The sequence below is a fragment of the Streptomyces sp. NPDC002773 genome, assembly GCF_040295605.1.
GTDB lineage: Bacteria > Actinomycetota > Actinomycetes > Streptomycetales > Streptomycetaceae > Streptomyces.
This window is the reverse complement of sequence record NZ_JBEOVO010000009.1, coordinates 95,205-121,847: the sequence shown is the minus strand read 5'-3', so window position 1 is coordinate 121,847 and position 26,643 is coordinate 95,205. Positions and strand designations below refer to the sequence as shown.

The following is a 26,643-nucleotide window of genomic DNA, read 5'->3' as shown; positions in this document are numbered from 1 at the left end:
AACATGCCATGAGCGCCGAGGACCTCGAGAAGTACGAGACCGAGATGGAGCTGAAGCTCTACCGGGAGTACCGCGATGTCGTCGGGCTGTTCAAATACGTCATCGAGACCGAGCGGCGCTTCTACCTCACCAACGACTACGAGATGCAGGTGCACTCGGTGCAGGGCGAGGTCTTCTTCGAAGTCAGCATGGCCGACGCCTGGGTCTGGGACATGTACAGGCCGGCCAGGTTCGTCAAGCAGGTCCGGGTCCTCACCTTCAAGGACGTGAACATCGAGGAGCTCAACAAGAGCGACCTCGAACTTCCCGGAAGCTGAACGCGGGCGCCCGCACGTCGAACGGCCTCACCCTCAGGGGTGAGGCCGTTTTCCACAGGCCCCCCGGCCGTCCACAGCGCCGCACGCGGTCCGCCGCCTTCCGTCACAGTCGGTGACGGAGGTGGTACCGCATGAACAAGACGCAAGCACTCGGACGGTACGGCGAAGAGCTCGCCACCCGTCGGCTCACGGCGGCCGGCCTGCACATCCTCGCCCGCAACTGGCGCTGCGGCCGGACCGGCGAGATCGACATCGTCGCCCGCGACGGCGACACCCTCGTCATCTGCGAGGTCAAGACCCGGCGCCTGGGTTCCTACGAGCACCCGATGGCCGCCGTCACGCCCCGGAAGGCCGACCGGCTCCGCCGCCTCGCCGCCTGCTGGCTCGACCGCAACGGCACCCCGGCTCCCCTCGGGGGAGTCCGCATCGACCTCGTCGGCATCGTCCTGCCCCGCCGTGGCGCCCCCGTCCTCACCCACGCCCAGGGGGTGGCCTGAGATGGGATTCGCCCGCACCTGCTCCGTCGCCCTCGTCGGCGTCGAAGGCGTCGTCGTCGAGGTCCAGGCCGACCTCGAACCCGGCGTCGCCGCCTTCACCCTCGTCGGCCTCCCCGACAAGAGCCTCAGCGAGAGCCGCGACCGGGTCCGCGCCGCCGTCGTCAACTCCGGCGCCGAATGGCCCCAGAAGAAACTCACCGTCGGACTCAGCCCGGCGTCCGTACCCAAGGGCGGCTCCGGATTCGACTTGGCCGTAGCCGCGGCGGTGCTCGGCGCCGCCGAACGGATCGACCCCCGCGCCATCGCCGACCTCGTCCTCATCGGCGAACTCGGCCTCGACGGACGCGTCCGCCCCGTCCGCGGGATCCTGCCCGCCGTCCTCGCCGCCGCCGACGCCGGATACAGCCAGGTCGTCGTCCCCGAACAGACCGCGGGCGAGGCCGCGCTCGTCCCCGGGGTGTCCGTCCTCGGCGTCCGCAGCCTGCGCCAACTCATCGCCGTCCTCACCGACGAGCCCGTCCCCGAGGAGGAACCCACCGAAGCGGGCCGACCCGACGCCATGCTCGCGGGACTCCTCGTCCCCGGCGCCGGCATCGGCACCGGCCTCGCCCCCGACCCCACGGACCCCGCCGGGGGGCCCGACCTCGCCGACGTCGCGGGGCAGCACCGCGCCCGCCGCGCCCTGGAAGTCGCCGCCGCCGGCAGCCACCACCTGCTGCTCTCCGGCCCGCCCGGCGCCGGAAAGACCATGCTGGCCGAGCGTCTCCCCGGCATCCTCCCGCCCCTCACCCGACAGGAATCCCTGGAAGTCACCGCCGTCCACTCCGTCGCCGGCATCCTCCCGCCCGGAGAACCCCTCGTCCGCCGCGCCCCCTACTGCGCGCCCCATCACTCCGCCACCATGCAGTCCCTCGTCGGCGGCGGAAACGGACTCCCCAGGCCCGGCGCCGTCTCCCTCGCACACCGGGGCATCCTCTTCCTCGACGAAGCGCCCGAGTTCTCCGGGAAGGCCCTCGACGCCCTCCGGCAGCCCCTCGAATCCGGGCACGTCGTCATCGCCCGCGCCGCCGGAGTCGTACGCCTCCCGGCCCGCTTCCTCCTCGCCCTCGCCGCCAACCCCTGCCCCTGCGGACGGCACACCCTGCAAGGCACCGGCTGCGAATGCCCGGCCGCGCTCGTCCGCCGCTACCAGGCGCGTCTCTCCGGGCCCCTCCTCGACCGCGTCGACCTGCGCGTCGAAGTCGAACCCGTCACCCGCGCCGACCTCCTCGGCCAGGGCGACCGGGGCGAGACCACCGCCGCCGTCGCGGCCCGTGTCCGCGAAGCCCGCGCCCGTACCGCCGCACGCCTCGCCGACACCCCCTGGAGCGTCAACAGCGAGATCCCCGGCCACGAACTCCGTACCCGCTACCTCGCCGCGCCCGGAGCCCTCGCCGCCGCCGAACGCGACATCGAACGCGGATTCCTCACCGCCCGCGGCCTCGACCGCGTCCTCCGCGTCGCCTGGACCGTCGCCGACCTCGCGGGACACGACCGACCCGACAGCCAGGACATCGCGCTCGCCCTCGAACTGCGCACCGGCGTCACCCGCGGCGTGCCCGTCGGAGCGGGGGAGCGCGCATGAACCTCCACGCTCCCCCGGACGAACGACGCGCCCGCGCCACCCTCAGCCGAACCGTCGAACCCGGCGACGAGCACGCCGGCCGCTGGCTCCACCGCTACGGAGCCACCGGCTTCCTCGACCGGCTCCTCCGCACCGCCGACGCCTCCCCACCCGGACCCGGTGGCTCCGCCGACGACGACCCCTTCCCCGGCACCGGACAGAAGCGCGTCGCCTCCTGGCGGCTCCGCGCCGCCGCCGCCGACCCGGACCGCGACCTCGCCACCATCGAGGACCTCGGCGGCCGCTTCCTCATCCCCGGCGACACCGAATGGCCGCGTCAACTCGGCGACCTCGGAGACGCCCGCCCCGTCGGCCTCTGGGTCAGGGGCCCCGCCGACCTGCGGACCTGGGCCCTGCGCTCCGTCGCCCTCGTCGGCGCCCGCGCCTGCACCCCGTACGGCGCTCACACCGCCGCCGACCTCGCCACCGGCCTGGCACGCCAGGGCTGGGTCGTCGTCTCCGGAGCCGCCTACGGCATCGACGGCGCCGCCCACCGCGGCGCACTCGCCGCCGGCGGCGCCACCGTCGCGGTCCTCGCCTGCGGCGTCGACTCCCCCTATCCCCGCGGCCACGACCAACTCATCCGACGCATCTCCGAACAAGGCCTGGTGGTGGGGGAGTTGCCGCCCGACACCCACCCCACCCCCAGCCGCTTCATCCTCCGCAACCGCGTCATCGCCGCACTCACCCGGGGCACCGTCGTCGTCGAGGCCCAGCACCGCAGCGGATCCCTGGTCACCGCCCGCGCCGCCGCCCGGCTCGGCCGCCACACCATGGGCGTCCCCGGACCCGTCACCAGCGCGCTCTCCGCGGGCGTCCACGAACTGCTGCGGGGCGACGCCACCCTCGTCACCGACGCCGACGAGATCGTCGAACTCATCGGGGACATGGGCCAGCTCGCCCCGACGCGCCGGGGACCCGTCCTTCCCCGCGACCTCCTCGCGCCCGCGACGGCCCACGTCCTGGAGGCGGTCCCCGCCCGCGGCCCCACCCCCACGACCGCCATCGCCCGCCGCGCCGGGACCACCCCCGACGACACCCTCGCCAAGCTGTACGAACTCCATTCGCTCGGCTTCGTCCAACGGCACGGGGAGGGCTGGGAGTTGGCGCGGTCGGCCACCTCGGCGACGAACGCGCGGCGAGGCGGTACTTGACCTGGAGCATTCGGGTGAAAGGGTGACGAGGGTGAACAACCGAGCTCTCTCGGCCGCGCCCCAGGGGTCGACGCGCGCCACCGCCCGGGTTCGAAGATGTGGCCGACGGCGTCCACCCGGAGCGGCGCGATCCGCCGATGTTCGCGCACCGCGACCGCGCACTCACGCTACGCTCACCAGGATTCCGTCCAGGACGCTTCCACCGACGTACACGACAGCAGAACGGCTCAAGGCAACGCATGCCCCAGCACACCTCCGGGTCTGACCGCGCTGCGGTGCCCCCCGCAGCCCGGGGCACCGTGCGACCACCCGCGCCGACCTCCCTCGACGAGCTCTGGCGGTCGTACAAGGACACCGGCGACGAGCGGCTGCGGGAGCAGCTGATCCTGCACTACTCGCCGCTCGTCAAGTACGTCGCGGGCCGGGTCAGCGTCGGCCTTCCGTCCAATGTCGAACAGGCCGACTTCGTCTCCTCCGGCGTCTTCGGCCTCATCGACGCCATCGAGAAGTTCGACGTCGAGCGGGCCATCAAGTTCGAGACGTACGCGATCACCCGCATCCGCGGCGCCATGATCGACGAACTCCGCGCCCTCGACTGGATCCCCCGCTCCGTCCGCCAGAAGGCCCGCAACGTCGAGCGTGCCTACGCCACCCTCGAAGCCCAGCTCCGACGCACCCCCTCCGAGAGCGAGGTCGCCGCGGAGATGGACGTCACGCTTGAGGAACTGCACGCTGTTTTCAGCCAGTTGTCGCTGGCGAACGTGGTCGCCCTGGAGGAGCTGCTGCACGTCGGCGGCGAGGGCGGCGACCGGCTCTCCCTGATGGACACCCTGGAGGACACGGCCGCCGACAACCCCGTCGAGGTCGCCGAGGACCGCGAGCTGCGCCGCCTGCTCGCCCGCGCCATCAACACGCTCCCCGAGCGGGAGAAGACCGTCGTCACGCTCTACTACTACGAGGGCCTGACCCTCGCCGAGATCGGCCACGTCCTCGGTGTCACCGAGAGCCGCGTCAGCCAGATCCACACCAAGTCCGTCCTGCAGCTCCGCGCCAAGCTGGCCGACGTCGGACGCTGACCCGGCGCGAGCCGGTCGTACAGTGGAGCCGTGCCCAGGATTCGAGCGGCCTCGGTGGCCGAGCACCGGACGATGCAGCGCGGCGCCCTCCTGGACGCCGCGCGTTCCCTGCTGTCCGAGGGCGGTACGGAGGCGCTGACCTTCCCCGCACTCGCCGAGCGCACGGGCCTCGCCCGCTCCTCGGTGTACGAGTACTTCCGATCGCGCGCGGCCGTCGTCGAAGAGCTGTGCGCCGTCGACTTCCCCCTCTGGGCCGCCGAGGTCGAGGCCGCGATGGACGGCGCGGAGACCCCTCAGGGCAAGGTCGAGGCGTACGTCCGCACCCAGCTGGAACTGGTCGGGGACCGGCGCCACCGCGCGGTCGTCGCCATCTCGGCGAGCGAGCTCGACGACGGCGCCCGCGAGAAGATCCGCGCGGCCCACGGCGGCCTCGTCGCCATGATCGTCGACGCCCTCGCCGCCCTGGGCCAGCCCCAGCCCCGACTGGGCGCCATGCTCCTCCAAGGTGTCGTCGACGCGGCGGTCCGCCGCATCGAACTCGGCGCCGCCGAGAACCCGGCGGAGATCGCGGAGGCGGCGGTCACGATGGCCCTCCACGGCGTCAACGGCTCCCCGGCCTGAACCCCCGGGTCAGCCCAGCGGCAGCAGCCGCGAAGGGGCTCTCCTGGTGAGCAGCAGCGGGTTCAGATAGGTGTCGCCGCGGAGCAGGCCCCAGTGGAGGCAGGACTCCGCGCAGTGGGGGCCGGGGGCGACCCGCGCGACCGGTGTGCCCGCCGGGACCCGGTCGCCCTTCGGCACCAGCGGGGTCACCGGGGAGAAGGTCGTGCGCAGCGGCGGAGAGCCCGTACCCGGAAGGGTGAGGGTGAGGACCCCGCGGCCGCCGACCGGGCCCGCGAAGCTGACCGTCCCCTCCACCGGAGCCAGGACCTCGGTGCCCGGTGGAGCGGCCAGGTCCACGCCGCGGTGCCCGGGCGCGTACGGGCCGGCCGGGGGCTGCCAGCCGCGGAGGATCTCCGGCGGCGGCGGGCCCACCGGCCACAACAGGCCGAGCGTGAGGATCAGTGCCGTCAGGTGCGCGAGGTGCATGGGGTACATGGGGAGAGGCTCCCCGGCACGACCGGTTCCGCCGGGCCGCGGACCCCTTCTGTGGACTACTCGCAGGTTGTGGACAGGGCCGTCACCCGGCGCCCCCGGGTTCCCGTACACTTCCTATGGCGACCCGGGTCACCGGGTCGACTTCGCACGCCCCGCCAACCAGCCCTCACCGGCCGGTGGCAGCGCCTTTCGGTCCCTAGTGGCACGGCGCGTCGGGGCGTCAGGACATAACCGAGAAACCCAAGGAGATACGGCCATGGCCGTCGTCACGATGCGGGAGCTGCTGGAAAGCGGCGTCCACTTCGGTCACCAGACCCGTCGCTGGAACCCGAAGATGAAGCGCTTCATCTTCACCGAGCGCAACGGCATCTACATCATCGACCTGCTCCAGTCGCTGTCGTACATCGACCGCGCCTACGAGTTCGTCAAGGAGACCGTCGCGCACGGCGGCTCCATCATGTTCGTCGGTACGAAGAAGCAGGCCCAGGAGGCCATCGCCGAGCAGGCGACGCGTGTCGGCATGCCGTACGTCAACCAGCGTTGGCTCGGTGGCATGCTCACCAACTTCTCCACCGTCTACAAGCGTCTGCAGCGCCTCAAGGAGCTCGAGCAGATCGACTTCGAGGATGTGGCCGCGTCCGGCCTCACCAAGAAGGAGCTCCTGGTCCTCTCCCGCGAGAAGGCCAAGCTGGAGAAGACCCTCGGCGGTATCCGCGAGATGTCCAAGGTGCCCAGTGCCGTCTGGATCGTGGACACCAAGAAGGAGCACATCGCCGTCGGCGAGGCGCGCAAGCTGAAGATCCCGGTCGTCGCGATCCTCGACACCAACTGCGACCCCGACGAGGTCGACTACAAGATCCCGGGCAACGACGACGCGATCCGCTCCGTCACCCTGCTCACCCGCGTGATCGCCGACGCCGTCGCCGAGGGCCTCATCGCCCGCTCCGGCGCCGCGACCGGCGACTCGAAGCCGGGCGAGAAGGCCCAGGGCGAGCCGCTCGCCGAGTGGGAGCGCGACCTGCTCGAGGGTGAGAAGAAGGCCGACTCCGACGAGGCCGTCGCCGAGGCCCCCGCCGCCGAGGCCGTCGAGGCCCCGGCCGCCGAGGCCGTCGAGACCGAGGCCCCGGCCGCTGACGAGGCTGTCGCCGAGGCTCCGGCCGCGGACGCCGAGCAGGCCTGACCCTCCAGGACCTTCGGGTGACGACGGCGGGGGCCCACAAAGCCCCCGCCGTCCACCCGTAGACCGCCCGATCTTTCAGACTTCGAGAGAGAAACAGACTCATGGCGAACTACACCGCCGCTGACGTCAAGAAGCTCCGCGAGCTCACCGGCGCCGGCATGATGGACTGCAAGAAGGCCCTCGACGAGGCCGACGGCAACGTCGACAAGGCCGTCGAAGCCCTGCGCATCAAGGGCCAGAAGGGTGTCGCCAAGCGTGAGGGCCGCTCCGCCGAGAACGGCGCCGTGGTCTCCCTCATCGCCGACGACAACACCTCCGGCACCCTCGTCGAGCTGAAGTGCGAGACGGACTTCGTCGCCAAGGGTGACAAGTTCCAGGCCGTCGCCAACCAGCTCGCCGCCCACGTCGCCGCCACCGCCCCGGCCGACCTGGAGGCGCTGCTCGCCTCCGAGATCGAGGCCGGCAAGACCGTGCAGGCGTTCGTCGACGAGGCCAACGCCAACCTCGGCGAGAAGATCGTCCTGGACCGCTTCGCGCAGTACGCCGACGGCTTCGTCTTCGCGTACATGCACCGCACGATGCCGGACCTCCCGCCGCAGATCGGTGTCCTCGTCGAGTTCGACAAGGCCGACGCCGCCGTCGCCAAGGGTGTCGCCCAGCACATCGCCGCCTTCGCGCCGAAGTACCTCACCCGTGAGGACGTCCCGGCCGAGGTCGTCGAGACCGAGCGTCGCGTCGCCGAGGAGACCACCCGCGCCGAGGGCAAGCCCGAGGCCGCGCTCCCGAAGATCGTCGAGGGTCGCGTGAACGGCTTCTTCAAGGACGCGACGCTGCTCGGTCAGCCGTACGCCCTTGACAACAAGAAGTCCGTCCAGCAGATCCTGGACGAGGCCGGTGTCACCCTGAAGCGCTTCACCCGCATCAAGGTCGGCATCTGAGTCCGTACGCGAACGCGACGGACGCCGGACCCCCCGGTAGGGTCTGAAGCAGTCGTCCGCGTACGCGCAGGACGACCGCAGATCTGACAGGAGGCCATTGCCGTACGGGAAACCCGCGAGGACCCAAGGCAATGGCCTCCTTCGTATGTGCACGAGGAGATCTCCATGAACCAGGGCGCCGTACAGGGCGACGACAACAACGGCAGGACGGCCGGGCGCTACATGCTGAAGCTGTCCGGAGAGGCGTTCTCCGGCGGTACCGGCCTGGGTGTCGACCCCAATGTCGTACACGCCATCGCGCGTGAGATCGCGGCGGTCGTACGCGACGGCGCGGAGATCGCGGTGGTGATCGGCGGCGGCAACTTCTTCCGCGGCGCCGAACTCCAGCAGCGCGGCATGGACCGGGCCCGCTCCGACTACATGGGCATGCTCGGCACCGTGATGAACTGCCTCGCCCTCCAGGACTTCCTGGAGAAGGAGGGCATCGACTCACGCGTCCAGACCGCCATCACCATGGGCCAGGTCGCCGAGCCGTACATCCCGCTGCGGGCCGTGCGCCACCTGGAGAAGGGCCGCGTGGTCATCTTCGGTGCGGGCATGGGCATGCCGTACTTCTCCACGGACACCACCGCCGCCCAGCGTGCCCTGGAGATCGACGCCGAGGCCCTGCTCATGGGCAAGAACGGCGTGGACGGCGTCTACGACTCCGACCCGAAGGCCAACCCCGACGCGGTCAAGTTCGACGCACTGGAGTACGGCGAGGTGCTCTCCCGCGACCTCAAGGTCGCCGACGCCACCGCCATCACCCTGTGCCGGGACAACAACCTCCCGATCCTCGTCTTCGAACTGCTCACCGAGGGCAATATCGCTCGCGCGGTGAAGGGTGAGAAGATCGGCACGCTCGTGAGCGACCAGGGCACCCGGGCCTGACCCGAACCGGGGAACCGCCCCGCAAGGGGATGGACAGAGCCCTGCCGGTCGTACACCGTGCAGGACACAACGCGACGACACGCAGGAGCATGTGGTGATCGAAGAGACTCTCCTCGAGGCCGAGGAGAAGATGGAGAAGGCCGTCGTGGTCGCCAAGGAGGACTTCGCCGCGATTCGCACCGGCCGTGCGCACCCGGCGATGTTCAACAAGATCGTGGCGGAGTACTACGGTGCCGTCACCCCCATCAACCAGCTGGCGTCCTTCTCCGTCCCGGAGCCGCGGATGGCCGTGGTGACCCCGTTCGACAAGACCGCGCTGCGCAACATCGAGCAGGCGATCCGGGACTCGGACCTCGGCGTCAACCCGAGCAACGACGGCAACATCATCCGGGTGGTGTTCCCCGAGCTGACCGAGGAGCGCCGCCGGGACTACATCAAGGTCGCCAAGACCAAGGCCGAGGACTCGAAGATCTCGATCCGCTCGGTGCGCCGCAAGGCCAAGGAGACCATCGACAAGTTCGTCAAGGACGGCGAGGTCGGCGAGGACGAGGGCCGCCGTGCCGAGAAGGAGCTCGACGACACCACCGCGAAGTACGTCTCGCAGGTGGACGAGCTGCTCAAGCACAAGGAAGCCGAGCTGCTCGAGGTCTGATGAACGACTCTTCCTGGGGGGCCCCGGCCGGTTCCGGCCGTAGGGGACCCGACCAGGGGCCCGTCCCGGCGGGTCCCGCATACGATCGGCAGCAGGCGGCGCAGACTCGGCCCATGCCCATCGTGCCCGACGTTCCCGCCGGCGGATTCCAGGACGGTCACGGCCGGGGGGCCGCTCACACGAGCGGTCCCCTGTTCCGTGACGAGACGCCGCACGAGCACCCGCAGGAGCCCATGCACAGCCCCACCCCGCCTCCGCCGCCCGCGTCGCCGGGACCACGGCAGAAGAAGACCGCGGGGCGGGACCTGGGCGCTGCCATAGGAGTCGGGGTCGGTCTCGGCGCGGTCATCATCGCCTCGCTGTTCATCTGGAAAGCGGCGTTCGTCGGGGTGATAGCGGTCGCCGTGGTGGTCGGGCTCTGGGAGCTCACCTCCCGCCTCCAGGAGCGCAAGGCGATCAAGGCTCCGCTGGTCCCGCTCGCGGTCGGCGGCGCGGCGATGGTCGTCGCCGGTTACGTCCGGGGTGCCGAGGGCGCCTGGGTGGCGATGGCGCTGACGGCGCTCGCGGTGCTCGTATGGCGGATGACGGAGCCGCCCGAGGGCTATCTGAAGGACGTCACGGCGGGCGTGTTCGCCGCGTTCTACGTGCCGTTCCTCGCGACTTTCGTGGCACTGCTCCTGACCGCCGACGACGGCCCGCAGCGGGTGCTGACCTTCCTGCTCCTCACCGTGGTCAGCGACACCGGGGCGTACGCGGTCGGCTGGCGCTTCGGCAAGCACAAGCTGGCCCCGCGGATCAGCCCCGGCAAGACCCGCGAGGGCCTGCTCGGCGCGGTGACGTTCGCGATGGCGGCGGGCGCGCTGTGCATGGAGTTCCTGATCGATGGCGGTGCCTGGTGGCAGGGCCTGATCATCGGCTTCGCGGTGGCGGCGAGCGCGACGCTCGGCGACCTCGGCGAGTCGATGATCAAGCGAGACCTGGGCATCAAGGACATGGGCACCCTGCTCCCGGGCCACGGAGGCATCATGGACCGCCTGGACTCGCTACTGCCGACGGCACCGGTGGTGTGGCTGCTGCTCGCGCTGTTCGTGGGAACCGCCTGACCTGCGGTTCGTCCGATGAAGGGCTCGTCGTCCACAGGGCGGCGGGCCCTTCTTCGTATCTCTGCGACACTGGTATCACCATGCCCAAGCCCGGAGAACTCACTTTCGTCGCCCCCCGCGGAGCCAAGAAGCCGCCGCGGCACCTCGCCGACCTCACGCCCGCCGAGCGGAAGGAGGCCGTCGCCGCGATCGGCGAGAAGCCGTTCCGCGCCAAGCAGCTGTCCACCCACTACTTCGCGCGGTACGCGCACGATCCCGCCGAGTGGACGGACATTCCGGCCGGCTCGCGGGAGAAGCTGGCCGGGGAGCTGCTGCCCGATCTGATGTCCGTGGTGCGGCACATCTCGTGCGACGACGACACCACCCGTAAGACCCTGTGGCGGCTGCACGACGGCACGCTCGTCGAGTCGGTGCTCATGCGCTACCCGGACCGGGTGACCATGTGCATCTCCTCGCAGGCCGGCTGCGGGATGAACTGCCCGTTCTGCGCGACCGGACAGGCGGGCCTCGACCGGAACCTGTCGACCGCCGAGATCGTGCACCAGATCGTGGACGGCATGCGGTCCCTGCGCGACGGGGAGGTGCCCGGGGGACCGGCGCGGCTCTCCAACATCGTGTTCATGGGCATGGGCGAGCCGCTCGCGAACTACAAGCGGGTCGTCGGCGCCATCCGGCGGCTCACCGACCCCGAGCCGGACGGCCTTGGTCTCTCCCAGCGCGGGATCACCGTCTCCACGGTCGGGCTCGTGCCGGCCATGCTGCGCTTCGCCGACGAGGGCTTCAAGTGTCGGCTCGCGGTCTCGCTCCACGCCCCGGACGACGAGCTGCGTGACACCCTGGTGCCGGTCAACACGCGCTGGAAGGTGCGTGAGGTCCTCGACGCGGCTTGGGAGTACGCGGAGAAGTCCGGCCGCCGGATCTCCATCGAGTACGCGCTCATCCGGGACATCAACGACCAGGCCTGGCGCGGTGACCTCCTGGGCCGGCTGCTCAAGGGGCGTCGGGTGCACGTCAACCTGATCCCGCTGAACCCGACGCCGGGTTCGAAGTGGACCGCGTCCCGTCCCGAGGACGAGAAGGCCTTCGTCGAGGCCATCGCGCGCCACGGCGTCCCGGTGACCGTGCGGGACACCCGGGGCCAGGAGATCGACGGTGCCTGTGGACAGCTGGCCGCCGCCGAACGCTGACCTTGTACTCTGAGGTCGAACACATCTCCATATTCCGACAGGGGAGCGCCACAGCGCTGAGAGTGCGGTCACCGTAGGACCGCAGACCCTCTGAACCTTGCCCAGGTCATTCTGGGTAGGAAGTTCGGTCGTTAACTCAAGCTGTTGCGCCCTGCCCGCGTCCGGTCCGCCGGCCGTGGGCAGGGCCGCGTCTCTTCCTGGTCACACCCAGGAGGAATCTCAGTGAGCACCAAGAAGATGGCCGCCGCCGCGCTCGTCGCCGCGCTGGGCGTCACCAGCCTCGCCGCCTGCGGCACCGAGGACGTCCGCGACGCCGCGGGCAAGTCCGGCACGCCCGCCCCGAAGACCGTGACCCTCGTCAGCCACGACTCCTTCAACGCCTCCAAGGAAGTCCTCGCGGAGTTCACGAAGCAGACCGGCTTCACCGTCAAGGTCCTCAAGAGCGGCGACGCCGGCGAGGCCGTCAACAAGGAGATCCTGACCAAGGGCTCCCCGCAGGGTGACGTCTTCTTCGGCGTCGACAACACCCTGCTCTCCCGCGCCCTCGACAACGGCATCTTCGTCCCGTACGAGGCCAAGGGCCTGGACCGCGTCCCGGCGGAGTACCGGCTCGACAAGGAGCACCGGGTCACGCCGATCGACTCCGGCGACATCTGCGTCAACTACGACAAGAAGTACTTCGCCGACAAGAAGCTGGCGCCGCCGCAGACCTTCGACGACCTGGCGGAGCCCGCGTACAAGAACCTCCTCGTCGTCGAGAACCCCGAGCGGTCCTCCCCGGGCCTCGGCTTCCTCCTCGGTACGGCCGCGAAGTACGGCGACGACGGCTGGCAGGACTACTGGACGAAGCTCAAGGCCAACGGTGTGAAGACCGTCGACAGCTGGGAGCTCGCCTACAACCAGGAGTTTTCCGGCTCGGCCGGCGGCAAGCAGGCCAAGGGCGACCGGCCGCTCGTCGTCTCGTACGCCTCCAGCCCGCCGGTCGAGGTGCTCTACGGCGAGCCGCAGCCGAAGGTGGCGCCCACCGGCGTCTCCACAGGCACCTGCTTCCGGCAGACCGAGTTCGCCGGCCTCCTGAACGGGGCGAAGAACCCCGAGGGCGGCAAGGCGCTGATCGACTTCCTGATCTCGAAGAAGTTCCAGGAGGACATGCCGCTCCAGATGTTCGTCAACCCGGTGGCGAAGGACGCCGCCCTGCCGGAGCTCTTCACGAAGCACGGTGTGGTCGTCGACAAGCCGGAGACCATGGCGCCGGAGAAGATCGCCGAGAAGCGCGACCCGTGGATCCAGCAGTGGTCGTCGCTCGTCCTGAAGTGACCCGTCCGAAGTGACACGAGGGACACGCGACCTGCGGGGGAGCGCGGCGCGGCTGGGGCTCATGGCCCTGCCCGTCGCGTTCTTCGGGGTCTTCTTCGCCTGGCCCGTGGCGTCGATCGTCGAGCGCGGGCTGCGACCCGACGGGGCCTGGCGGTTCGGGCGGATCGGCGAGACGCTGAGCCGCCCGGACATCCTCGACGTGCTCGGGTTCACGGCGTGGCAGGCGCTCGCGTCCACGGGACTCACCCTGCTCGTCGCGCTGCCGGGGGCGTATGTCTTCGCGCGGTTCGACTTCCCCGGCAAGGGCGTCCTGCGGGCCGTGGTCACGGTGCCGTTCGTGCTGCCGACGGTCCTCGTCGGCACGGCGTTCCTCGCGCTCGTCGGCCGGGGCGGGCTCACGGACGAGGTGTGGGGGCTGCGGCTCGACACCAGCGTCTGGGCGATCCTCCTCGCCCATGTCTTCTTCAACTACGCGGTCGTCGTACGGACCGTCGGCGGGCTCTGGTCCCAGCTCGACCCGCGCCAGGAGGAGGCCGCCCGGGTCCTCGGCGCCTCGCGCTGGACGGCCTGGCGGACGGTGACACTGCCCGCCCTCGTCCCTGCGGTGTCGGCCGCCGCCCTGATGGTCTTCCTCTTCACCTTCACCTCCTTCGGCGTCGTGCAGATCCTCGGCGGGAACGCGTACTCCACCCTGGAGGCGGAGATCTACCGGCAGACCGCGCGGCTGCTCGACCTGCCGACGGCCGCCGTCCTGACCCTCGTCCAGTTCCTCGCGGTCGGCGCGATCCTGGCCGTGCACGCGTGGACGGTACGGAGACGGGAGACCGCGCTCAGGCTCGTACCGCCGGAGCGGACCGCGCACCGGCCGCGCGGCGCGGGGCAGTGGGCGCTGCTCGGGGGAGTCCTCCTCTCGGTGGCGCTGCTCATCCTGCTGCCGCTCGGCGTGCTCGTGGAACGTTCCTTCGCCGGGCCTGACGGGTACGGGCTCGGCTACTACCGGGCGCTCGGCTCGCTCGACGAGGCCGGCACCTTCCTTGTACCGCCCCTGGAGGCGATCGGGAACTCGCTGCGGTACGCGGTCGCCGCCACCGGCATCGCGGTGCTCATCGGGGGGCTCGCCGCGGCGGCGCTCACCCGGCGGGCCGGGCGGCTCGTACGGGGCTTCGACGCGCTCCTCATGCTGCCGCTCGGGGTGTCCGCCGTCACCGTCGGCTTCGGGTTCCTCATCACCCTCGACGAGCCGCCGTTCGACCTGAGGGCCAGCTGGATCCTCGTCCCCCTCGCCCAGGCCCTGGTCGGCGTCCCCTTCGTCGTACGGACGATGCTGCCGGTCCTGCGGGCGGTCGACGAACGGCTGCGGGAAGCGGCGGCCGTGCTCGGCGCCTCGCCGTGGCGGGCCTGGCGGGAGGTGGACCTGCCGCTGGTGCGGCGGGCGCTGCTCATCGCCGCCGGGTTCGCCTTCGCGGTCTCGCTCGGCGAGTTCGGCGCGACGGTCTTCATCGCCCGGCCCGAGAGCCCGACGCTTCCGGTGGCGGTGGCGCGGCTCCTCGGTCGGCCCGGCGAACTCAACTACGGCCAGGCGATGGCCCTCTCGACGATCCTCATGGTGGTGTGCGCGGTGTCCCTGCTGCTGCTCGAACGGCTCCGGACCGACCGGACGACCGGGGAGTTCTGATGCTGAGACTCGACGGGGCGACCGTACGGTTCGGGGCACGGGCCGCGCTCGACGCCGTGGACCTGGAGGTCGCCGACCACGAGATCGTGTGCGTGCTCGGCCCCAGCGGCAGCGGCAAGTCCACGCTGCTGCGGGCCGTCGCGGGACTCCAGGCGCTCGACGGTGGCCGGGTGCTGCTCGGCGGCGCCGACCAGAACGGGGTGCCGGTGCACCGGCGCGGGGTCGGCCTGATGTTCCAGGACCATCAGCTGTTCCCGCAGCGGGACGTCGGCGGCAACGTCGCCTTCGGGCTGAAGATGCGGGGGGCGGGCCGCGCCGAGCAGGCCGAACGGGTCGCGGAGCTGCTCGACCTCGTCGGCCTGCCGGGCGCCGAGCGGCGGTCCGTCGCCGCGCTCTCCGGCGGCGAGCAGCAGCGGGTGGCGCTGGCCCGCGCCCTGGCGCCCCGGCCCCGGCTGCTCATGCTCGACGAGCCCCTCGGCCAGCTCGACCGGGGGCTGCGGGAGCGGCTCGTCGTGGAGCTGCGGCAGCTGTTCGGGCGGCTCGGGACGACGGTCCTCGCGGTCACCCACGACCAGGGCGAGGCGTTCGCGCTCGCGGACCGGGTGGTGGTCATGCGGGACGGGCACATCGCCCAGTCGGGTGCACCCGTCGAGGTCTGGTCGCGGCCGGCCTCGGAGTTCGTGGCCCGCTTCCTGGGCTTCGACAACGTGGTGGCCGCGCGGGTGAGCGGGGCGGTCGCGGACACGGTGTGGGGGCGGATCCCGGTGCCGGAGGGCGCGCCGCAGGGCGAGCGGCGGCTCCTGGTCAGGCCGGGCGGGGTCCGGCTCGCGGCCGGTGGCCTGAGCTGCCGGGTCGAGTCCCGGACGTTCCGGGGCAGCCATGTGGAGGTACGGCTCCGTCCGGCGGACGGACCGCCGCTGGACGCCGAGCTTCCGCTGCGGGAGGTGCCGGAGGAGGGCGCCGAGGTGGGGGTGGTCTTCCGGGCGGAGGACGTGGTGGTGCTCGGCGACGACACCCCGTAGCGGGTGCGATGAGTTCTCCCCGCCGGGGGAGTCTCCTTGTCGTACGTAATTCGTCTTCGTCGACCACACAGGAGTGACAGTCGTGGCCCAGCTGCTCAGAGTGCAGAACTTCATGGTCTCGTCCGACGGGTTCGGTGCCGGTGAGGGCCAGAGCCTGGAGCGGCCGTTCGGGCACGCGGATCCGGGGGAGCTGTTCGCGTGGGCGGGAGCCACGGCGAGCTGGCCCAGGCGCACCGACGCCGGGGGCAGCCGCGGTCTCGACGACTACTTCACGCGGGACTTCGCCCGGAACATCGGCGCCGAGATCATGGGGCGCAACAAGTTCGGGCCGCAGCGAGGGCCGTGGGCGGACGAGGAGTGGCAGGGCTGGTGGGGTGACGAGCCGCCGTTCCACACGCCGGTGTTCGTCCTGACGCACCACCCGCGCCCGTCGTTCACGCTCTCGGACACGACGTTCCACTTCGTCGACGGCGACCCGGCGACGGTCCTCGCGACGGCGCGGGAGGCGGCGAGGGGCAAGGACGTGCGCCTCGGCGGCGGTGCCACCACGATCCGGGAGTTCCTCGACGCCGATCTCGTCGACACCCTGCACGTCGCCGTGGCACCGGTGAAGCTGGGGGCGGGGGTACGGCTCTGGGAGTCGCCCGACGAGCTGCTCGACCGGTACCACCGCGATGTCGTGCCGAGCCCCAGCGGCGACGTGACGCACCACCTGTACTGGCGGAAGTGACCGGGGGCCCTGCCGCGGGCTAGGCCTTCGCGAGCCGTTCCAGCGCCGCCGGTGCCTCCTCGACCGAGTCCACCAGGGCGATCCGGGCGGCCATCGGGCGGCCCGCGGCCAGGGCTTCGAGCAGCGGCCAGGCCGGGAGGCGCTCGGTCCAGTGGGCGCGGTCGACCAGGACCATCGGGGTCGGGGCGCCGGGGAGCGCGTAGTAGTTCGGGGTCGCGTTGCCGAAGATCTCCTGGACCGTGCCGGCCGCGCCCGGCAGGAAGACGACGCCCGCCGTGGAGCGGGCGAGGAGGCCGTCCTCCCTGGTGGCGTTGGCGAAGTACTTGGCGATGTGGCCCGCGAAGGCGTTCGGCGGCTCGTGGCCGTAGAACCAGGTGGGGAGGCCGACCGAGTCGCCGCCGTGCGGCAGGAGGGCCCGGACCCGGAAGGCCGCGCGGGCCCAGTCCGTCACCGAGGGCGTGAACGACGGGACCTCGGCGAGCAGGTCGAGGGCCTCGCCCAGGGCTTCGTCGGGCAGTGGCGCCGCATACGCCCCGAGGTTCGCCGCCTCCATCGCGCCGGGGCCGCCGCCGGTCGCCACGGTGAGTCCGGCGCGCGCCAGCGACCTGCCGAGCCGGGCGGCGCCCGCGTACGCCTCCGTGCCCCGGCCCATCGCGTGGCCGCCCATGACACCGACGACCGGGGTGCCGTCGACGAGCTCGTCGAGCGCGTCGGACACGGCGTCGTCGTGGATCGAGCGGAGCATCGAGGCGAAGATGTCGCCGTCGGCCCGGGTCCAGCCGAACCACGCGTACGCGCGCGCGTCGGGCGTCCCCTCGTAACCCGTCTAAAAAACGTGATCCCGTCGTACAGCTCCTCGGGGGAGTACAGCGACGCCCGGTACGGGTCGAAGGGCAGGTCGGGTACGGGCGGGAAGACGAGGGCCCCGTCGGCGCGGACCTTGGCGGCGGCCTCCGGTTCCATCGGGCAGCCGAGGAAGACGGCGCCGGTGGTGACCGCGGTGAGCAGGGCGAAGGTCCGGTCGACGAGGTCGACCGACTGCACCCGGCACCCGGCGAGCGAGCCCGGCCCGGCGAGCGCCGTGTCGAACGCGTCGAGGGTGTGGATCTCGCGCCCGTGGCCGCGCGGTCCGGGCGGCAGATGGGCCGGGGGAAGCGTCGCCATGGGTTTCACGATAGGGGCCGCCCGCGTGGGCGGCCCCCTGCGCGGGTCTCAGCCGGTGAGCGGCGCGCCCCTGCGCGGGTCTCAGCCGGTGAGCGGCAGCGCCGCCAGTTCCGCCACGATCCACGTCAGCGGCAGGAACACCGCGAGCAGGACGCCCGCGCGCATCAGGGCCGCCGTGCGCAGGACCGTCGGTGGGGCGCCGATGCGGAGGAGGGCCTCGGTGGTGTGGGCCCGGCCCTGCTTGGACTCCAGCGCGGCGGTCAGGAGGGTGGCCGTCGTGCAGGCCAGGATCAGGGTCGCGCCCAGGCTGGTGAGCGGGCCGAACGCGTCGGAGCCCGCCTTCGAGTCGTACAGCGCCGCCGCCGCGAGGGTTCCGGAGATCACCGCGCTCACCACGCCGAGGGGCCGGCCGATGCGGCGGGACTCGTCCATCAGGACACGGCCCGCGAGCAGCCGGGTGGCGCCGGGCCGCACCGCCTGGAGGAGCCGGCCGCAGCCGTGGGTGATGCCGGGGCCGGCCATCGCGAGACCGCAGGCGGTGAGGACCCAGCCGGCCAGGACGCCCGCCGGGTTGCCGTCGAAGCGGCCCGGCAGCGGGAGGCCGCCCCCGGAGCCGCCCCGGCCCGCGTACGTCTCGATCGCCAGGCCGACCGCGATCAGGGCGACGCCCCACGGCAGCCCCGACGGCACCGCCTTCTCCGCGCCCTCCGGTTCGGCGGGCGCCGGCCGCGGGCGCAGCGCCACGCCCGCGGCCGTGGCCGCGACGACGGGCAGCACGGCGAGCAGGGTGAGGGCCGCGGCGAGCGGGATCGGCTGGTCGGCGGCGAGGAGTTCCGCGGCGGCCCCGTCGAAGGGCAGGCCCGTGATGTCGCCGCGCAGGTGCAGATAGAACAGCAGTGCGACCATGGAGCCGAGCGTGCAGGCGACGGCCGTCGACGCGGCGGCGATCGCCGTGAGCCGGGCGGGGCCGAGGCCGACCGCCGAGAGCCCGGGCCGGGGGCGGGTGCTGGGGTCGGTACGGGCCACGGCGACGGCGAACTGGACGGTGGCGGCCAGCGGCAGGGCGCACCAGAGCAGCCGCAGGGCGGACGCCGAGGAGCGTTCCGGGTGCCCGACGGCGTACCCGAGGGTGCACAGCAGCAGGAAGCCCACCCCCGCGGCCGCGGCCGCGACGGCGAGTCGGCGGGTCAGGACGAGGGGGTGGGCCCCTCGGGCTAGGCGGAGAGCGAGCACGCGGCGACGCCCTCCGCCCCTGACACCGGGGGTACGGCGCCGACCCTGCGTCCGTCGAGGAGCGCGACCGTGCGGTCGGCGAGGGCGGCGACCTCGCCGTCGTGGGTGGCGAGGAGCACGGTGATGTCGTGCGAGCGGGCGGCGGCCGTCAGGGTGCGCAGGAGCTGCGCGCCCTCGGCCCGGTGCAGGGTGGCGGTGGGTTCGTCCGCGAACAGCACCGACGGGGTGGTGACCAGGGCGCGGGCGGTGGCGATCCGCTGGCGTTGGGGCCGGGTGAGGGCGTGCGGGCGTTTCCGGGCGCAGGCGCCGATGTCGAGTCGCTCGAGCCACTCCATGGCGGCGGTCTTCGCGGCCCGGTGGGAGACCCCGCGGAGCAGCAGCGGCAGGGCGGTGTTCTCCCAGCCGGTGAGTTCGGGGACGAGGCCGGGTTCGGGGTCGATCCAGCCGAAGCGGTCGCGCCGGAGCCGTTCGCGGGCGGCGGGGGCCAGGGTGTGCACGGGGCTGCTGTTGAACCAGACCTCGCCCTGCTGGGCGAGGAGCTGGCCGGACAGGCAGCGCATGAGGGTGGTCTTGCCGCTGCCGCGCGGGCCGACGAGGGCGAGGATCTCGCCTTCGCGGACGCCGAGGGAGACGCCGCTGAGCGCGTCGGTTCCGCCCAGGGCGCAGTGCAGGGAACGCGCCCAGAGCACGTCGTTGTCCGGTGGGGCCATCGCGTACACCTCGATGTCGGATCCGATCTGAGTTCCCCCGTCCGGGGGAACGAAGAGACGGGCCTGTCGGTCACTGGCTCCGTGGGGTTCCAGGGCACGGCCAGGGATGCACCGTAAGGATTCAGATCCGCTTGTACGGACAGCACACGGCCCGGGCCGCCGCCATCCACTCGGATGGCCGCATGCCCGGGCCGGGGTCACGCCGTGAGGGCGGCGTGATGCTGGGGGGACCGCTGACTAGCCGGCGGTCCTTACAGCTTGGTCCACGCCTCGGTGAGCACCGAGCGCAGGATGCCTTCGATCTCGTCGAAGGTGCCCTGGTCGGCGATCAGCGGCGGGGCCAGCTGGATGACCGGGTCGCCACGGTCGTCGGCACGGCAGTACAGGCCGTTCTCGAACAGCGCCTTGGAGAGGAAGCCGTACAGGACGCGCTCGGTCTCCTCGTCCGTGAAGGACTCCTTGGTGGCCTTGTCCTTGACGAGCTCGATGCCGTAGAAGAAGCCGTTGCCGCGGACGTCGCCGACGATCGGGAGGTCGTGCAGCTTCTTCAGGGTGTTGAAGAAGTTGCCCTCCTGGTCGAGGACGTGCTGGTTCAGGCCTTCCTTGTCGAAGATGTCGAGGTTGGCGATCGCGACCGCCGACGACACCGGGTGGCCACCGAAGGTGTAGCCGTGGAGGAAGGTGTTGTCGCCCTTGTAGAACGGCTCCGCGATGCGGTCCGAGACGATGCAGGCACCGATCGGGGAGTAGCCCGAGGTCATGCCCTTGGCGCAGGTGATCATGTCGGGCACGTAGCCGAACTTGTCACAGGCGAACATCGTGCCGAGGCGGCCGAAGGCGCAGATCGTCTCGTCGGAGACGAGCAGCACGTCGTACTGGTCGCAGATCTCGCGGACCCGCTGGAAGTACCCGGGCGGCGGCGGGAAGCAGCCACCGGCGTTCTGCACCGGCTCCAGGAAGACGGCCGCGACGGTGTCGGCGCCCTCGAAGAGGATCTCCTGCTCGATCTGGTCGGCGGCCCAGCGGCCGAAGGCCTCCGGGTCGTCGCCGTGGATCGGGGCGCGGTAGATGTTGGTGTTCGGCACCTTGTGCGCGCCGGGGACCAGCGGCTCGAAGGGGGCCTTCAGGGCCGGCAGACCCGTGATGGACAGGGCGCCCTGCGGGGTGCCGTGGTAGGCGACCGCGCGCGAGATGACCTTGTACTTGGTGGGCTTGCCCTGCAGCTTGAAGTACTGCTTGGCGAGCTTCCACGCGGTCTCGACGGCCTCGCCGCCACCGGTGGTGAAGAACACCTTGTTCAGGTCGCCCGGGGCGTAGTCGGCCAGGCGCTCGGCCAGCTCGACGGCCTTGGGGTGCGCGTACGACCACACGGGGAAGAACGCGAGCTCCTTGGCCTGCTTGTACGCGACCTCGGCCAGCTCCTCGCGGCCGTGTCCGGCGTTGACGACGAAGAGACCCGCGAGACCGTCGAGGTAGCGCTTGCCCTTGTCGTCGAAGATGTAGGTGCCCTCACCACGCACGATGGTGGGGACGGGCGAGTTCTCGTACGACGACATGCGGGTGAAGTGCATCCACAGGTGGTCGTAGGCGGACTTTGAGAGGTCGCTTCGGGACTGGGTCACGGTTATCGAGTTCCCCACATATAGGTCTGCTTCTTGAGCTTGAGGTAGACGAAGCTCTCGGTGGAGCGCACGCCGGGGAGGGTGCGGATGCGCTTGTTGATCACATCCAGCAGGTGGTCGTCGTCCTCACAGACGACCTCCACCATGAGGTCGAAGGAGCCCGCGGTCATCACCACGTACTCGCATTCGGCCATGGCCGTCAGGGCTTCCGCAACCGGATCCAGGTCACCCTCGACGTTGATGCCGACCATCGCCTGCCGTCGGAAACCCACGGTGAGGGGGTCGGTGACGGCGACGATCTGCATGACGCCCTGGTCGAGCAGCTTCTGGACGCGCTGCCTCACGGCGGCTTCGGAGAGGCCGACGGCCTTGCCTATCGCCGCGTAAGGACGGCGGCCGTCCTCCTGGAGCTGTTCGATGATCGCCAGGGAGACGGCGTCGATCGTCGGGGACGAACCGGTTCCGGTTCTGGAGTCTGTGCTTCGACTGGCCACGTCTTCACTGTGCACCGAGATTGGCCGTCGTGCAACCCCAGAGCGATGTAATTCGTTGTGAGCGGCCCCGAATCTCACTGAATCCGAAGTTGCGGGGGGTCGGGGCTGTTGAAAGCGTCCGTCGAGCGACTACCCTGGGGTGTCTCGCCCATCGGGACGCGCACAAGGACGTGCGACGACAGAACGTGACAGGAGGGGTGGCCAAGTGACCACCGAGCTGCGCCGGCTGCGTAACTACATCAACGGGGAGTTCCGCGACGCGGCCGACGGCCGCACCATCGACGTGGTCAACCCGGTCGACGGTGAGGTGTACGCCACCTCCCCGCTTTCCGGGCAGGCCGACGTCGACGCCGCCATGGAGGCCGCCGCGGCCGCCTTCCCCGCCTGGCGTGACAGCACCCCGGCCGAGCGCCAGAAGGTGCTCCTCAAGATCGCGGACGCGTTCGAGGAGCGTGCCGAGGACCTCATCGCCGCCGAGGTGCTGAACACCGGCAAGCCGACCGCCCTCGTCGCGAGCGAGGAGGTGCCGCCGATGCTGGACCAGATCCGCTTCTTCGCCGGTGCCGCCCGGATGCTCGAGGGCCGCTCGGCCGGCGAGTACATGGAGGGCATGACCTCCATGATCCGCCGCGAGCCGGTGGGTGTCTGCGCCCAGGTCGCGCCGTGGAACTACCCGATGATGATGGCCGTGTGGAAGTTCGCCCCGGCCCTCGCCGCGGGCAACACCGTCGTCCTCAAGCCCTCGGACACGACCCCCGCGTCGACCGTCCTGATGGCCGAGATCATCGGGCAGATCGTCCCCAAGGGCGTCTTCAACGTCATCTGCGGCGACCGCGAGACCGGCAAGACCATGGTCGAGCACCCGACCCCGGCGATGGCCTCCATCACCGGCTCCGTCCGCGCCGGCATGCAGGTCGCCGAGTCGGCGGCCAAGGACGTCAAGCGCGTCCACCTGGAGCTGGGCGGCAAGGCCCCCGTCGTGGTCTTCGAGGACACCGACATCGACAAGGCCGTCGAGGACATCTCCGTCGCCGGCTTCTTCAACGCCGGCCAGGACTGCACCGCCGCCACCCGCGTCCTCGTGCACGAGTCCATCCACGACGAGTTCGTCGCCGCCCTCGCCAAGGCCGCCGCCGAGACGAAGACCGGTCAGCCGGACGACGAGGACGTGCTGTACGGCCCGCTCAACAACGCCAACCAGCTGAAGCAGGTCACCGGCTTCATCGACCGCCTCCCGGCCCACGCCAAGGTCGAGGCCGGCGGTCACCGCGTCGGCGACAAGGGCTACTTCTACGCCCCGACCGTCGTCTCCGGCCTCAAGCAGGACGACGAGATCGTGCAGAACGAGGTCTTCGGCCCGGTCATCACCGTCCAGTCCTTCACGGACGAGGCCCAGGCCCTCTCGTACGCCAACGACATCGAGTACGCCCTCGCGTCCTCCGTCTGGACCAAGGACCACGCGCGCGCGATGCGCATGTCCAAGGCGCTCGACTTCGGCTGTGTGTGGATCAACACCCACATCCCGCTGGTCGCCGAGATGCCCCACGGCGGCTACAAGAAGTCCGGCTACGGCAAGGACCTCTCCGCGTACGGCTTCGAGGACTACACGCGCATCAAGCACGTCATGACCTCCCTGGGCTGACCCTCCCGGCCCCGCCGACCGCGGCCCCGACACCTTGATCGACAGGGTGTCGGGGCCGCGGTCCTTCGCTCGACGGACCGTCCATTGCCGCAGGTGGTGGGGGGCCGGGATGCTGCTCGGGTGAGAGCGACAGCCAGGAAGAACATGTCCCGCCGGTCCCTGCTGCGCGGTGTCGGCGCCATCGGCGGTGCCGGGGCCGTGGGCCTGCTCGCCGGATGCGGGGTCCCCGCCGCGTACGTCGACGAGAGGGACCGGGCCGGCCGCGACCTGTCCGCCCGCGACCGTACGCTCGACTTCGCCAACTGGCCGCTCTACATCGACACCGACGACGAGAGCCCCGGGAAGCGCCCCACCCTCGACGCCTTCCGCTCGCGCACCGGGATCTCCGTCCGCTACACGGAGGAGATCAACGACAACGACGAGTTCTTCGGGAAGATCGGCCCGGCCCTGATGAACCACCAGGAGACCGGGCGGGACCTGATCGTCGTCAGCGACTGGATGGCGGCCCGCTTCGTTCGTCTCGGCTGGGTCCAGGAGATGGACCGCGCCGCGCAGCCGAACGTCGCCGCACACCTCAACCCGCAACTGCGCCTCCCCGCCTTCGACCAGGGGCGGCTGCACAGCGTCCCCTGGCAGTCCGGGATCACCGGCATCGCGTACAACCGCAGGAAGCTCGGCAGGGAACTCCGCTCGACCAAGGACCTGTGGGCCGACGACCTGCGCGGCAAGGTGACGCTGCTGTCCGGCCTCGACGAGTCCTTCGCGCTGCTCATGCTGGGCAACGGCGTCGACGTCACCCGGTGGACCGGCGACGACTTCCACGCCCTGTGCGAGCAGATCGAGGGCCTCGTCCGCGCGAAGCACATCCGCCGTTTCACCGGCAACGACTACATCAAGGACCTGTCCACCGGCGACGTGCTGGCCTGCCAGGCGTACTCCGGCGACGTCATCCAACTCCAGGCCGACAACCCGGACATCGAGTTCGTCGTCCCCGAGGAGGGCGCCGAGCTGTGGGCCGAGTCCCTGATGATCCCCAACCTCGCCCAGCACAAGACCAACGCCGAGAAGCTCGTCGACTACTACTACGAGCCCGAGGTCGCCGCCGAACTCGCCGCCTGGGTCAACTACGTCTGCCCGGTCCCGGCCGCGCAGAACGTCCTCGCGGACTCCGGCGACGAGGAGCTGGTGGCCCTCGCCGAGGACCCGCTGATCTTCCCGGACGCGACCATGCGGTCCAGACTCGCGATCGCCCGGGACATCACCTCGGAGGAGCGGCAGGCGTTCGCGAAGAGGTGGAACGCGATCGTCGGGCTGTGAGGTTCGGGGGACCTGACCGCGTCAGGCGCCCGGGTTCTGTCCGGCGGGACGTGGGCCTCAGGGTCGACGCATGATCAATCTCCAGGTCCGCAGCGAAGTCGGCGCGATCGAGGCCAGCGCCCGCGACCTGCGGCGGGCCCCGGCTTTTGAACGTGTTCAGAATGGGCGTACGCTGTGGTCATGAGCGACACGAACGGGCCGAGAGCCCTTCTCAAGCGCATCCGCGTCTGGCTGATCGTCTTCGTTGTCTGTCTGGTTCTGAGCGGGGTCACCGCCTTCCCGCTCGTCACCGAACTCCGTTACCTCGACGCCTCGCTCGACGGCTGGGCGGCGCCCGTCGCCGAACTCCTCCCGGGGCTCGCCGAGTGGATCGACCGCGTCCGCGGTGGTCTCGAGGCCGCCGACGAGCAGGCCCCGTACCTGCTCTACGGCACCGACTGGCTGGCCTTCGCCCACCTCGTCATCGCCGTCGCCTTCTACGGCGCCTACCGCGACCCCGTCCGCAACATCTGGGTCGTCGAGTTCGGCATGATCGCCTGCGTCGGCATCGTCCCGCTCGCCCTGATCTGCGGACCCATCCGGGGCATCCCCTTCTGGTGGTCGGTCATCGACATGGCCTTCGGCGTCATCGGCATCCTGCCGCTGCTCCACGTGCGCCGGCTGATCAAGCGGCTTGAGGCGGCCGGGACCGGGGCGGTCGCGTCGGTGCCCGTGCCGACCGCCTAGCCCGGCAGGCCGTACGCCGCCACCATGACGTTCAGGGCGGTCGGGTTCATGTCCTGGCCCTTCGCGTCGGTGGAGTTGACGCTGTAGACGAGGGTGCGTGCGCCGTCGCGGGTCGACGCGATGGCCGCGTTGTAGCCCCAGCGGCCGCCCGTCTTGCCCCATACCTCGCGTCCGCCGAGCTTCTTCATCGACAGGCCGGCGGAGTACGCGGCCGGGGCGCCGGTCTTCGCGTCCGGGACCTGGGGCAGCGTGAACATCTCCTCCAGGAGCGGTCCGCGCACCACCCGGCCCGCGAACAGCTCCCGGGTGAACCGCTCCAGGTCGGCGGTGGTCGACACCAGGTCGCCGGCCGCCCAGCCGTCCGTCGTCCGCCACACCGAGACATCGCGCAGCCCGGTCGTCCCGTCGTCGAGCCGCATCGTCTGGTAGCCGTGGTTGTACGGGCCGGTGATCTCGGCGGCCGTCCCCGGCAGGTAGGTGTCCCGCAGGCCGAGCGGGCGCAGGATGCGGCGCTCCACCTGGCGCTCGTACGAGTCGCCCGTCACGCGTTCGACGATCAGGCCGGCCACCGTGTACCCGATGTTCAGGTAGTGCTGCCGGGTGCCCGGCCGGAACTCGCGCGGCTTCGCCGTCGCCGAGCGGACCATCGCCTCCGGGCTGTGGATGTCGAAGCGGTGCGCGTACCACTCCTCCACCGTGTCTCCCACGGCCAGGTCGGGGGCCGGGATGCCGTGGGTGTGGTTCAGGAGCTGGCGTACGGTCACCGTCGCGTACCGGCCGGGGATCAGCTCCGGCAGGTACGAGCGGGCCGTGCGGTCCAGGTCGATCCGGCCCTCGGACGCCAGCTGAAGGACGGTCGCCGCCGTGAAGACCTTCGTCACCGAACCGGCTCGGAAGCGGGCGGCCGGGTCCGCCGGGGCGTTCGTCTCCAGGTCGTGGACGCCCGAACTGCCCTGCCAGGAGCCCTCGGTGCCGCCGATCCGGACGAGCGCGGCGGTGGCGTCGGCGCGGGGGAGACCCGCGATCACCGCGCTCAGGTCCGGGCTGACCGGCCGCGTGGCCGACACGGCCGCCGGGGGTGTCGCGAAGGCCGGGGTCAGGGCGGGGCCTGCCGCCACTCCCAGGACCAGGGCGGCGGCGAGCAGCGTGCGGGTGGACTTCCTCATGGTCAACTCCGGTGGTGTGAGCCGTCGTTCTCG

Annotated in this window: 25 protein-coding genes and 1 pseudogene; 19 read left to right on the top strand and 7 right to left on the bottom strand. The window is 71.3% G+C overall.

Going from position 1 to position 26,643, the window contains the following annotated elements; genetic code table 11:
- The first annotated feature begins 8 nt into the window (after window positions 1-8).
- The 6 genes from ABT034_RS14425 to ABT034_RS14400 all read left to right on the top strand — a co-directional run bounded on the left by ABT034_RS14425 (window position 9) and on the right by ABT034_RS14400 (window position 5,328).
- Window positions 9-317 (top strand): DUF2469 domain-containing protein, encoded by a 309-nt coding sequence (locus ABT034_RS14425; protein ID WP_005311352.1) that lies wholly within the window; start codon window positions 9-11, stop codon window positions 315-317.
- A 131-nt stretch (window positions 318-448) separates the two neighbouring features.
- Window positions 449-814, top strand: a complete 366-nt coding sequence (locus ABT034_RS14420; protein ID WP_351214869.1) for a YraN family protein — start codon at window positions 449-451, stop codon at window positions 812-814.
- A gap of 1 nt (window position 815) precedes the next feature.
- Window positions 816-2,438, top strand: a complete 1,623-nt coding sequence (locus ABT034_RS14415; RefSeq protein WP_351214867.1) for a YifB family Mg chelatase-like AAA ATPase — start codon at window positions 816-818, stop codon at window positions 2,436-2,438.
- Window positions 2,435-3,631 (top strand): DNA-processing protein DprA, encoded by a 1,197-nt coding sequence (gene dprA, locus ABT034_RS14410; RefSeq protein ID WP_351214865.1) that lies wholly within the window; start codon window positions 2,435-2,437, stop codon window positions 3,629-3,631. The genes ABT034_RS14415 and dprA overlap by 4 nt, the downstream gene beginning before the upstream one ends.
- A 239-nt stretch (window positions 3,632-3,870) precedes the next feature.
- Complete coding sequence (gene whiG, locus ABT034_RS14405) at window positions 3,871-4,707, top strand: RNA polymerase sigma factor WhiG (protein WP_250761418.1); 837 nt, start codon at window positions 3,871-3,873, stop codon at window positions 4,705-4,707.
- Between the two features lie 72 nt (window positions 4,708-4,779).
- Window positions 4,780-5,328, top strand: coding sequence for a TetR/AcrR family transcriptional regulator (locus ABT034_RS14400; RefSeq protein WP_351215029.1), 549 nt, complete (start codon window positions 4,780-4,782; stop codon window positions 5,326-5,328).
- Window positions 5,329-5,337: 9 nt separating this feature from the next.
- On the opposite strand, the gene ABT034_RS14395 is transcribed toward ABT034_RS14400, so the two are convergent.
- A complete protein-coding gene (locus tag ABT034_RS14395) occupies window positions 5,338-5,802 on the bottom strand; it encodes a murein hydrolase activator EnvC family protein (protein ID WP_351214863.1) in 465 nt (154 codons plus the stop codon).
- Window positions 5,803-6,058: 256 nt separating this feature from the next.
- On the opposite strand from ABT034_RS14395, the gene rpsB reads away from it, so the two are divergent.
- From rpsB to ABT034_RS14345, 10 genes are all read left to right on the top strand, one after another.
- Complete coding sequence (gene rpsB, locus ABT034_RS14390) at window positions 6,059-6,982, top strand: 30S ribosomal protein S2 (RefSeq protein ID WP_351214861.1); 924 nt, start codon at window positions 6,059-6,061, stop codon at window positions 6,980-6,982.
- 101 nt (window positions 6,983-7,083) lie between these two features.
- Window positions 7,084-7,920 carry a translation elongation factor Ts gene (gene tsf, locus ABT034_RS14385; RefSeq protein WP_351214859.1) on the top strand — a complete coding sequence of 279 codons (837 nt, stop codon included), beginning with the start codon at window positions 7,084-7,086 and terminating at the stop codon, window positions 7,918-7,920.
- Window positions 7,921-8,085: 165 nt separating this feature from the next.
- On the top strand, window positions 8,086-8,850 hold the full coding sequence (gene pyrH / locus ABT034_RS14380; RefSeq protein ID WP_351214857.1) for a UMP kinase: 765 nt from the start codon (window positions 8,086-8,088) through the stop codon (window positions 8,848-8,850).
- A gap of 94 nt (window positions 8,851-8,944) precedes the next feature.
- Window positions 8,945-9,502, top strand: a complete 558-nt coding sequence (gene frr / locus ABT034_RS14375) for a ribosome recycling factor (RefSeq protein WP_351214855.1) — start codon at window positions 8,945-8,947, stop codon at window positions 9,500-9,502.
- Window positions 9,502-10,605, top strand: coding sequence for a phosphatidate cytidylyltransferase (locus ABT034_RS14370; RefSeq protein WP_351214853.1), 1,104 nt, complete (start codon window positions 9,502-9,504; stop codon window positions 10,603-10,605). The genes frr and ABT034_RS14370 overlap by 1 nt, the downstream gene beginning before the upstream one ends.
- Before the next feature lie 80 nt (window positions 10,606-10,685).
- Window positions 10,686-11,792: a dual-specificity RNA methyltransferase RlmN gene (gene rlmN / locus ABT034_RS14365; RefSeq protein ID WP_351214851.1), complete on the top strand. Its 1,107-nt coding sequence runs from the start codon at window positions 10,686-10,688 to the stop codon at window positions 11,790-11,792.
- A 237-nt stretch (window positions 11,793-12,029) separates the two neighbouring features.
- Window positions 12,030-13,109 (top strand): thiamine ABC transporter substrate-binding protein, encoded by a 1,080-nt coding sequence (locus tag ABT034_RS14360; protein WP_351215027.1) that lies wholly within the window; start codon window positions 12,030-12,032, stop codon window positions 13,107-13,109.
- Between the two features lie 61 nt (window positions 13,110-13,170).
- Entirely contained in the window at window positions 13,171-14,784 is a 1,614-nt protein-coding gene (locus ABT034_RS14355) for an ABC transporter permease (protein ID WP_351215023.1), read from the top strand.
- Window positions 14,784-15,806 (top strand): ABC transporter ATP-binding protein, encoded by a 1,023-nt coding sequence (locus ABT034_RS14350; RefSeq protein WP_351214849.1) that lies wholly within the window; start codon window positions 14,784-14,786, stop codon window positions 15,804-15,806. Before ABT034_RS14355 ends, ABT034_RS14350 begins: the two co-directional genes overlap by 1 nt.
- A gap of 82 nt (window positions 15,807-15,888) precedes the next feature.
- Complete coding sequence (locus tag ABT034_RS14345; RefSeq protein ID WP_351214847.1) at window positions 15,889-16,536, top strand: dihydrofolate reductase family protein; 648 nt, start codon at window positions 15,889-15,891, stop codon at window positions 16,534-16,536.
- Window positions 16,537-16,555: 19 nt separating this feature from the next.
- Here ABT034_RS14345 and ABT034_RS14340 read toward each other — a convergent pair.
- The 5 genes and pseudogenes from ABT034_RS14340 to ABT034_RS14320 form a co-directional block, all read right to left on the bottom strand.
- A pseudogene (locus ABT034_RS14340) lies at window positions 16,556-17,700 on the bottom strand (LOG family protein).
- Window positions 17,701-17,781: 81 nt separating this feature from the next.
- On the bottom strand, window positions 17,782-18,933 hold the full coding sequence (locus ABT034_RS14335) for a hypothetical protein (protein WP_351214845.1): 1,152 nt from the start codon (window positions 18,931-18,933) through the stop codon (window positions 17,782-17,784).
- Complete coding sequence (locus ABT034_RS14330) at window positions 18,915-19,643, bottom strand: ABC transporter ATP-binding protein (RefSeq protein ID WP_351214843.1); 729 nt, start codon at window positions 19,641-19,643, stop codon at window positions 18,915-18,917. The genes ABT034_RS14335 and ABT034_RS14330 overlap by 19 nt, the downstream gene beginning before the upstream one ends.
- Before the next feature lie 251 nt (window positions 19,644-19,894).
- On the bottom strand, window positions 19,895-21,265 hold the full coding sequence (locus tag ABT034_RS14325; protein WP_502972918.1) for an aspartate aminotransferase family protein: 1,371 nt from the start codon (window positions 21,263-21,265) through the stop codon (window positions 19,895-19,897).
- Between the two features lie 2 nt (window positions 21,266-21,267).
- Window positions 21,268-21,774, bottom strand: coding sequence for an Lrp/AsnC family transcriptional regulator (locus ABT034_RS14320; protein WP_351214840.1), 507 nt, complete (start codon window positions 21,772-21,774; stop codon window positions 21,268-21,270).
- Window positions 21,775-21,964: 190 nt separating this feature from the next.
- Here ABT034_RS14320 and ABT034_RS14315 point away from each other — a divergent pair, with 190 nt between their 5' ends.
- The 3 genes from ABT034_RS14315 to ABT034_RS14305 all read left to right on the top strand — a co-directional run bounded on the left by ABT034_RS14315 (window position 21,965) and on the right by ABT034_RS14305 (window position 25,444).
- The gene (locus ABT034_RS14315; protein ID WP_351214838.1) at window positions 21,965-23,401 is read left to right on the top strand and encodes a gamma-aminobutyraldehyde dehydrogenase; all 1,437 of its coding nucleotides are present in this window, start codon (window positions 21,965-21,967) and stop codon (window positions 23,399-23,401) included.
- Between the two features lie 144 nt (window positions 23,402-23,545).
- On the top strand, window positions 23,546-24,718 hold the full coding sequence (locus ABT034_RS14310) for an ABC transporter substrate-binding protein (protein ID WP_351214836.1): 1,173 nt from the start codon (window positions 23,546-23,548) through the stop codon (window positions 24,716-24,718).
- A 180-nt stretch (window positions 24,719-24,898) separates the two neighbouring features.
- Entirely contained in the window at window positions 24,899-25,444 is a 546-nt protein-coding gene (locus tag ABT034_RS14305) for a hypothetical protein (RefSeq protein ID WP_351214834.1), read from the top strand.
- Here ABT034_RS14305 and ABT034_RS14300 read toward each other — a convergent pair.
- Window positions 25,441-26,610 carry a serine hydrolase domain-containing protein gene (locus ABT034_RS14300; protein WP_351214832.1) on the bottom strand — a complete coding sequence of 390 codons (1,170 nt, stop codon included), beginning with the start codon at window positions 26,608-26,610 and terminating at the stop codon, window positions 25,441-25,443. The genes ABT034_RS14305 and ABT034_RS14300 overlap by 4 nt on opposite strands.
- Window positions 26,611-26,643: the final 33 nt, after the last annotated feature.

Excerpts from the sequence above, each read along its gene's own strand:
- ABT034_RS14370 (WP_351214853.1), top strand. The coding sequence starts at position 9,502 with ATGAACGACTCTTCCTGGGGGGCCCCGGCCGGTTCCGGCCGTAGGGGA.
- ABT034_RS14305 (WP_351214834.1), top strand. The coding sequence starts at position 24,899 with ATGAGCGACACGAACGGGCCGAGAGCCCTTCTCAAGCGCATCCGCGTC.
- ABT034_RS14400 (WP_351215029.1), top strand. The coding sequence starts at position 4,780 with ATGCAGCGCGGCGCCCTCCTGGACGCCGCGCGTTCCCTGCTGTCCGAG.
- rpsB (WP_351214861.1), top strand. The coding sequence starts at position 6,059 with ATGGCCGTCGTCACGATGCGGGAGCTGCTGGAAAGCGGCGTCCACTTC.
- ABT034_RS14310 (WP_351214836.1), top strand. The coding sequence starts at position 23,546 with ATGTCCCGCCGGTCCCTGCTGCGCGGTGTCGGCGCCATCGGCGGTGCC.
- ABT034_RS14350 (WP_351214849.1), top strand. The coding sequence starts at position 14,784 with ATGCTGAGACTCGACGGGGCGACCGTACGGTTCGGGGCACGGGCCGCG.
- ABT034_RS14300 (WP_351214832.1), bottom strand. The coding sequence starts at position 26,610 with ATGAGGAAGTCCACCCGCACGCTGCTCGCCGCCGCCCTGGTCCTGGGA.
- ABT034_RS14415 (WP_351214867.1), top strand. The coding sequence starts at position 816 with ATGGGATTCGCCCGCACCTGCTCCGTCGCCCTCGTCGGCGTCGAAGGC.
- ABT034_RS14360 (WP_351215027.1), top strand. The coding sequence starts at position 12,030 with ATGGCCGCCGCCGCGCTCGTCGCCGCGCTGGGCGTCACCAGCCTCGCC.
- ABT034_RS14395 (WP_351214863.1), bottom strand. The coding sequence starts at position 5,802 with ATGTACCCCATGCACCTCGCGCACCTGACGGCACTGATCCTCACGCTC.
- rlmN (WP_351214851.1), top strand. The coding sequence starts at position 10,686 with ATGCCCAAGCCCGGAGAACTCACTTTCGTCGCCCCCCGCGGAGCCAAG.
- tsf (WP_351214859.1), top strand. The coding sequence starts at position 7,084 with ATGGCGAACTACACCGCCGCTGACGTCAAGAAGCTCCGCGAGCTCACC.
- whiG (WP_250761418.1), top strand. The coding sequence starts at position 3,871 with ATGCCCCAGCACACCTCCGGGTCTGACCGCGCTGCGGTGCCCCCCGCA.
- ABT034_RS14355 (WP_351215023.1), top strand. The coding sequence starts at position 13,171 with ATGGCCCTGCCCGTCGCGTTCTTCGGGGTCTTCTTCGCCTGGCCCGTG.
- ABT034_RS14420 (WP_351214869.1), top strand. The coding sequence starts at position 449 with ATGAACAAGACGCAAGCACTCGGACGGTACGGCGAAGAGCTCGCCACC.
- dprA (WP_351214865.1), top strand. The coding sequence starts at position 2,435 with ATGAACCTCCACGCTCCCCCGGACGAACGACGCGCCCGCGCCACCCTC.
- pyrH (WP_351214857.1), top strand. The coding sequence starts at position 8,086 with ATGAACCAGGGCGCCGTACAGGGCGACGACAACAACGGCAGGACGGCC.
- ABT034_RS14330 (WP_351214843.1), bottom strand. The coding sequence starts at position 19,643 with ATGGCCCCACCGGACAACGACGTGCTCTGGGCGCGTTCCCTGCACTGC.
- ABT034_RS14425 (WP_005311352.1), top strand. The coding sequence starts at position 9 with ATGAGCGCCGAGGACCTCGAGAAGTACGAGACCGAGATGGAGCTGAAG.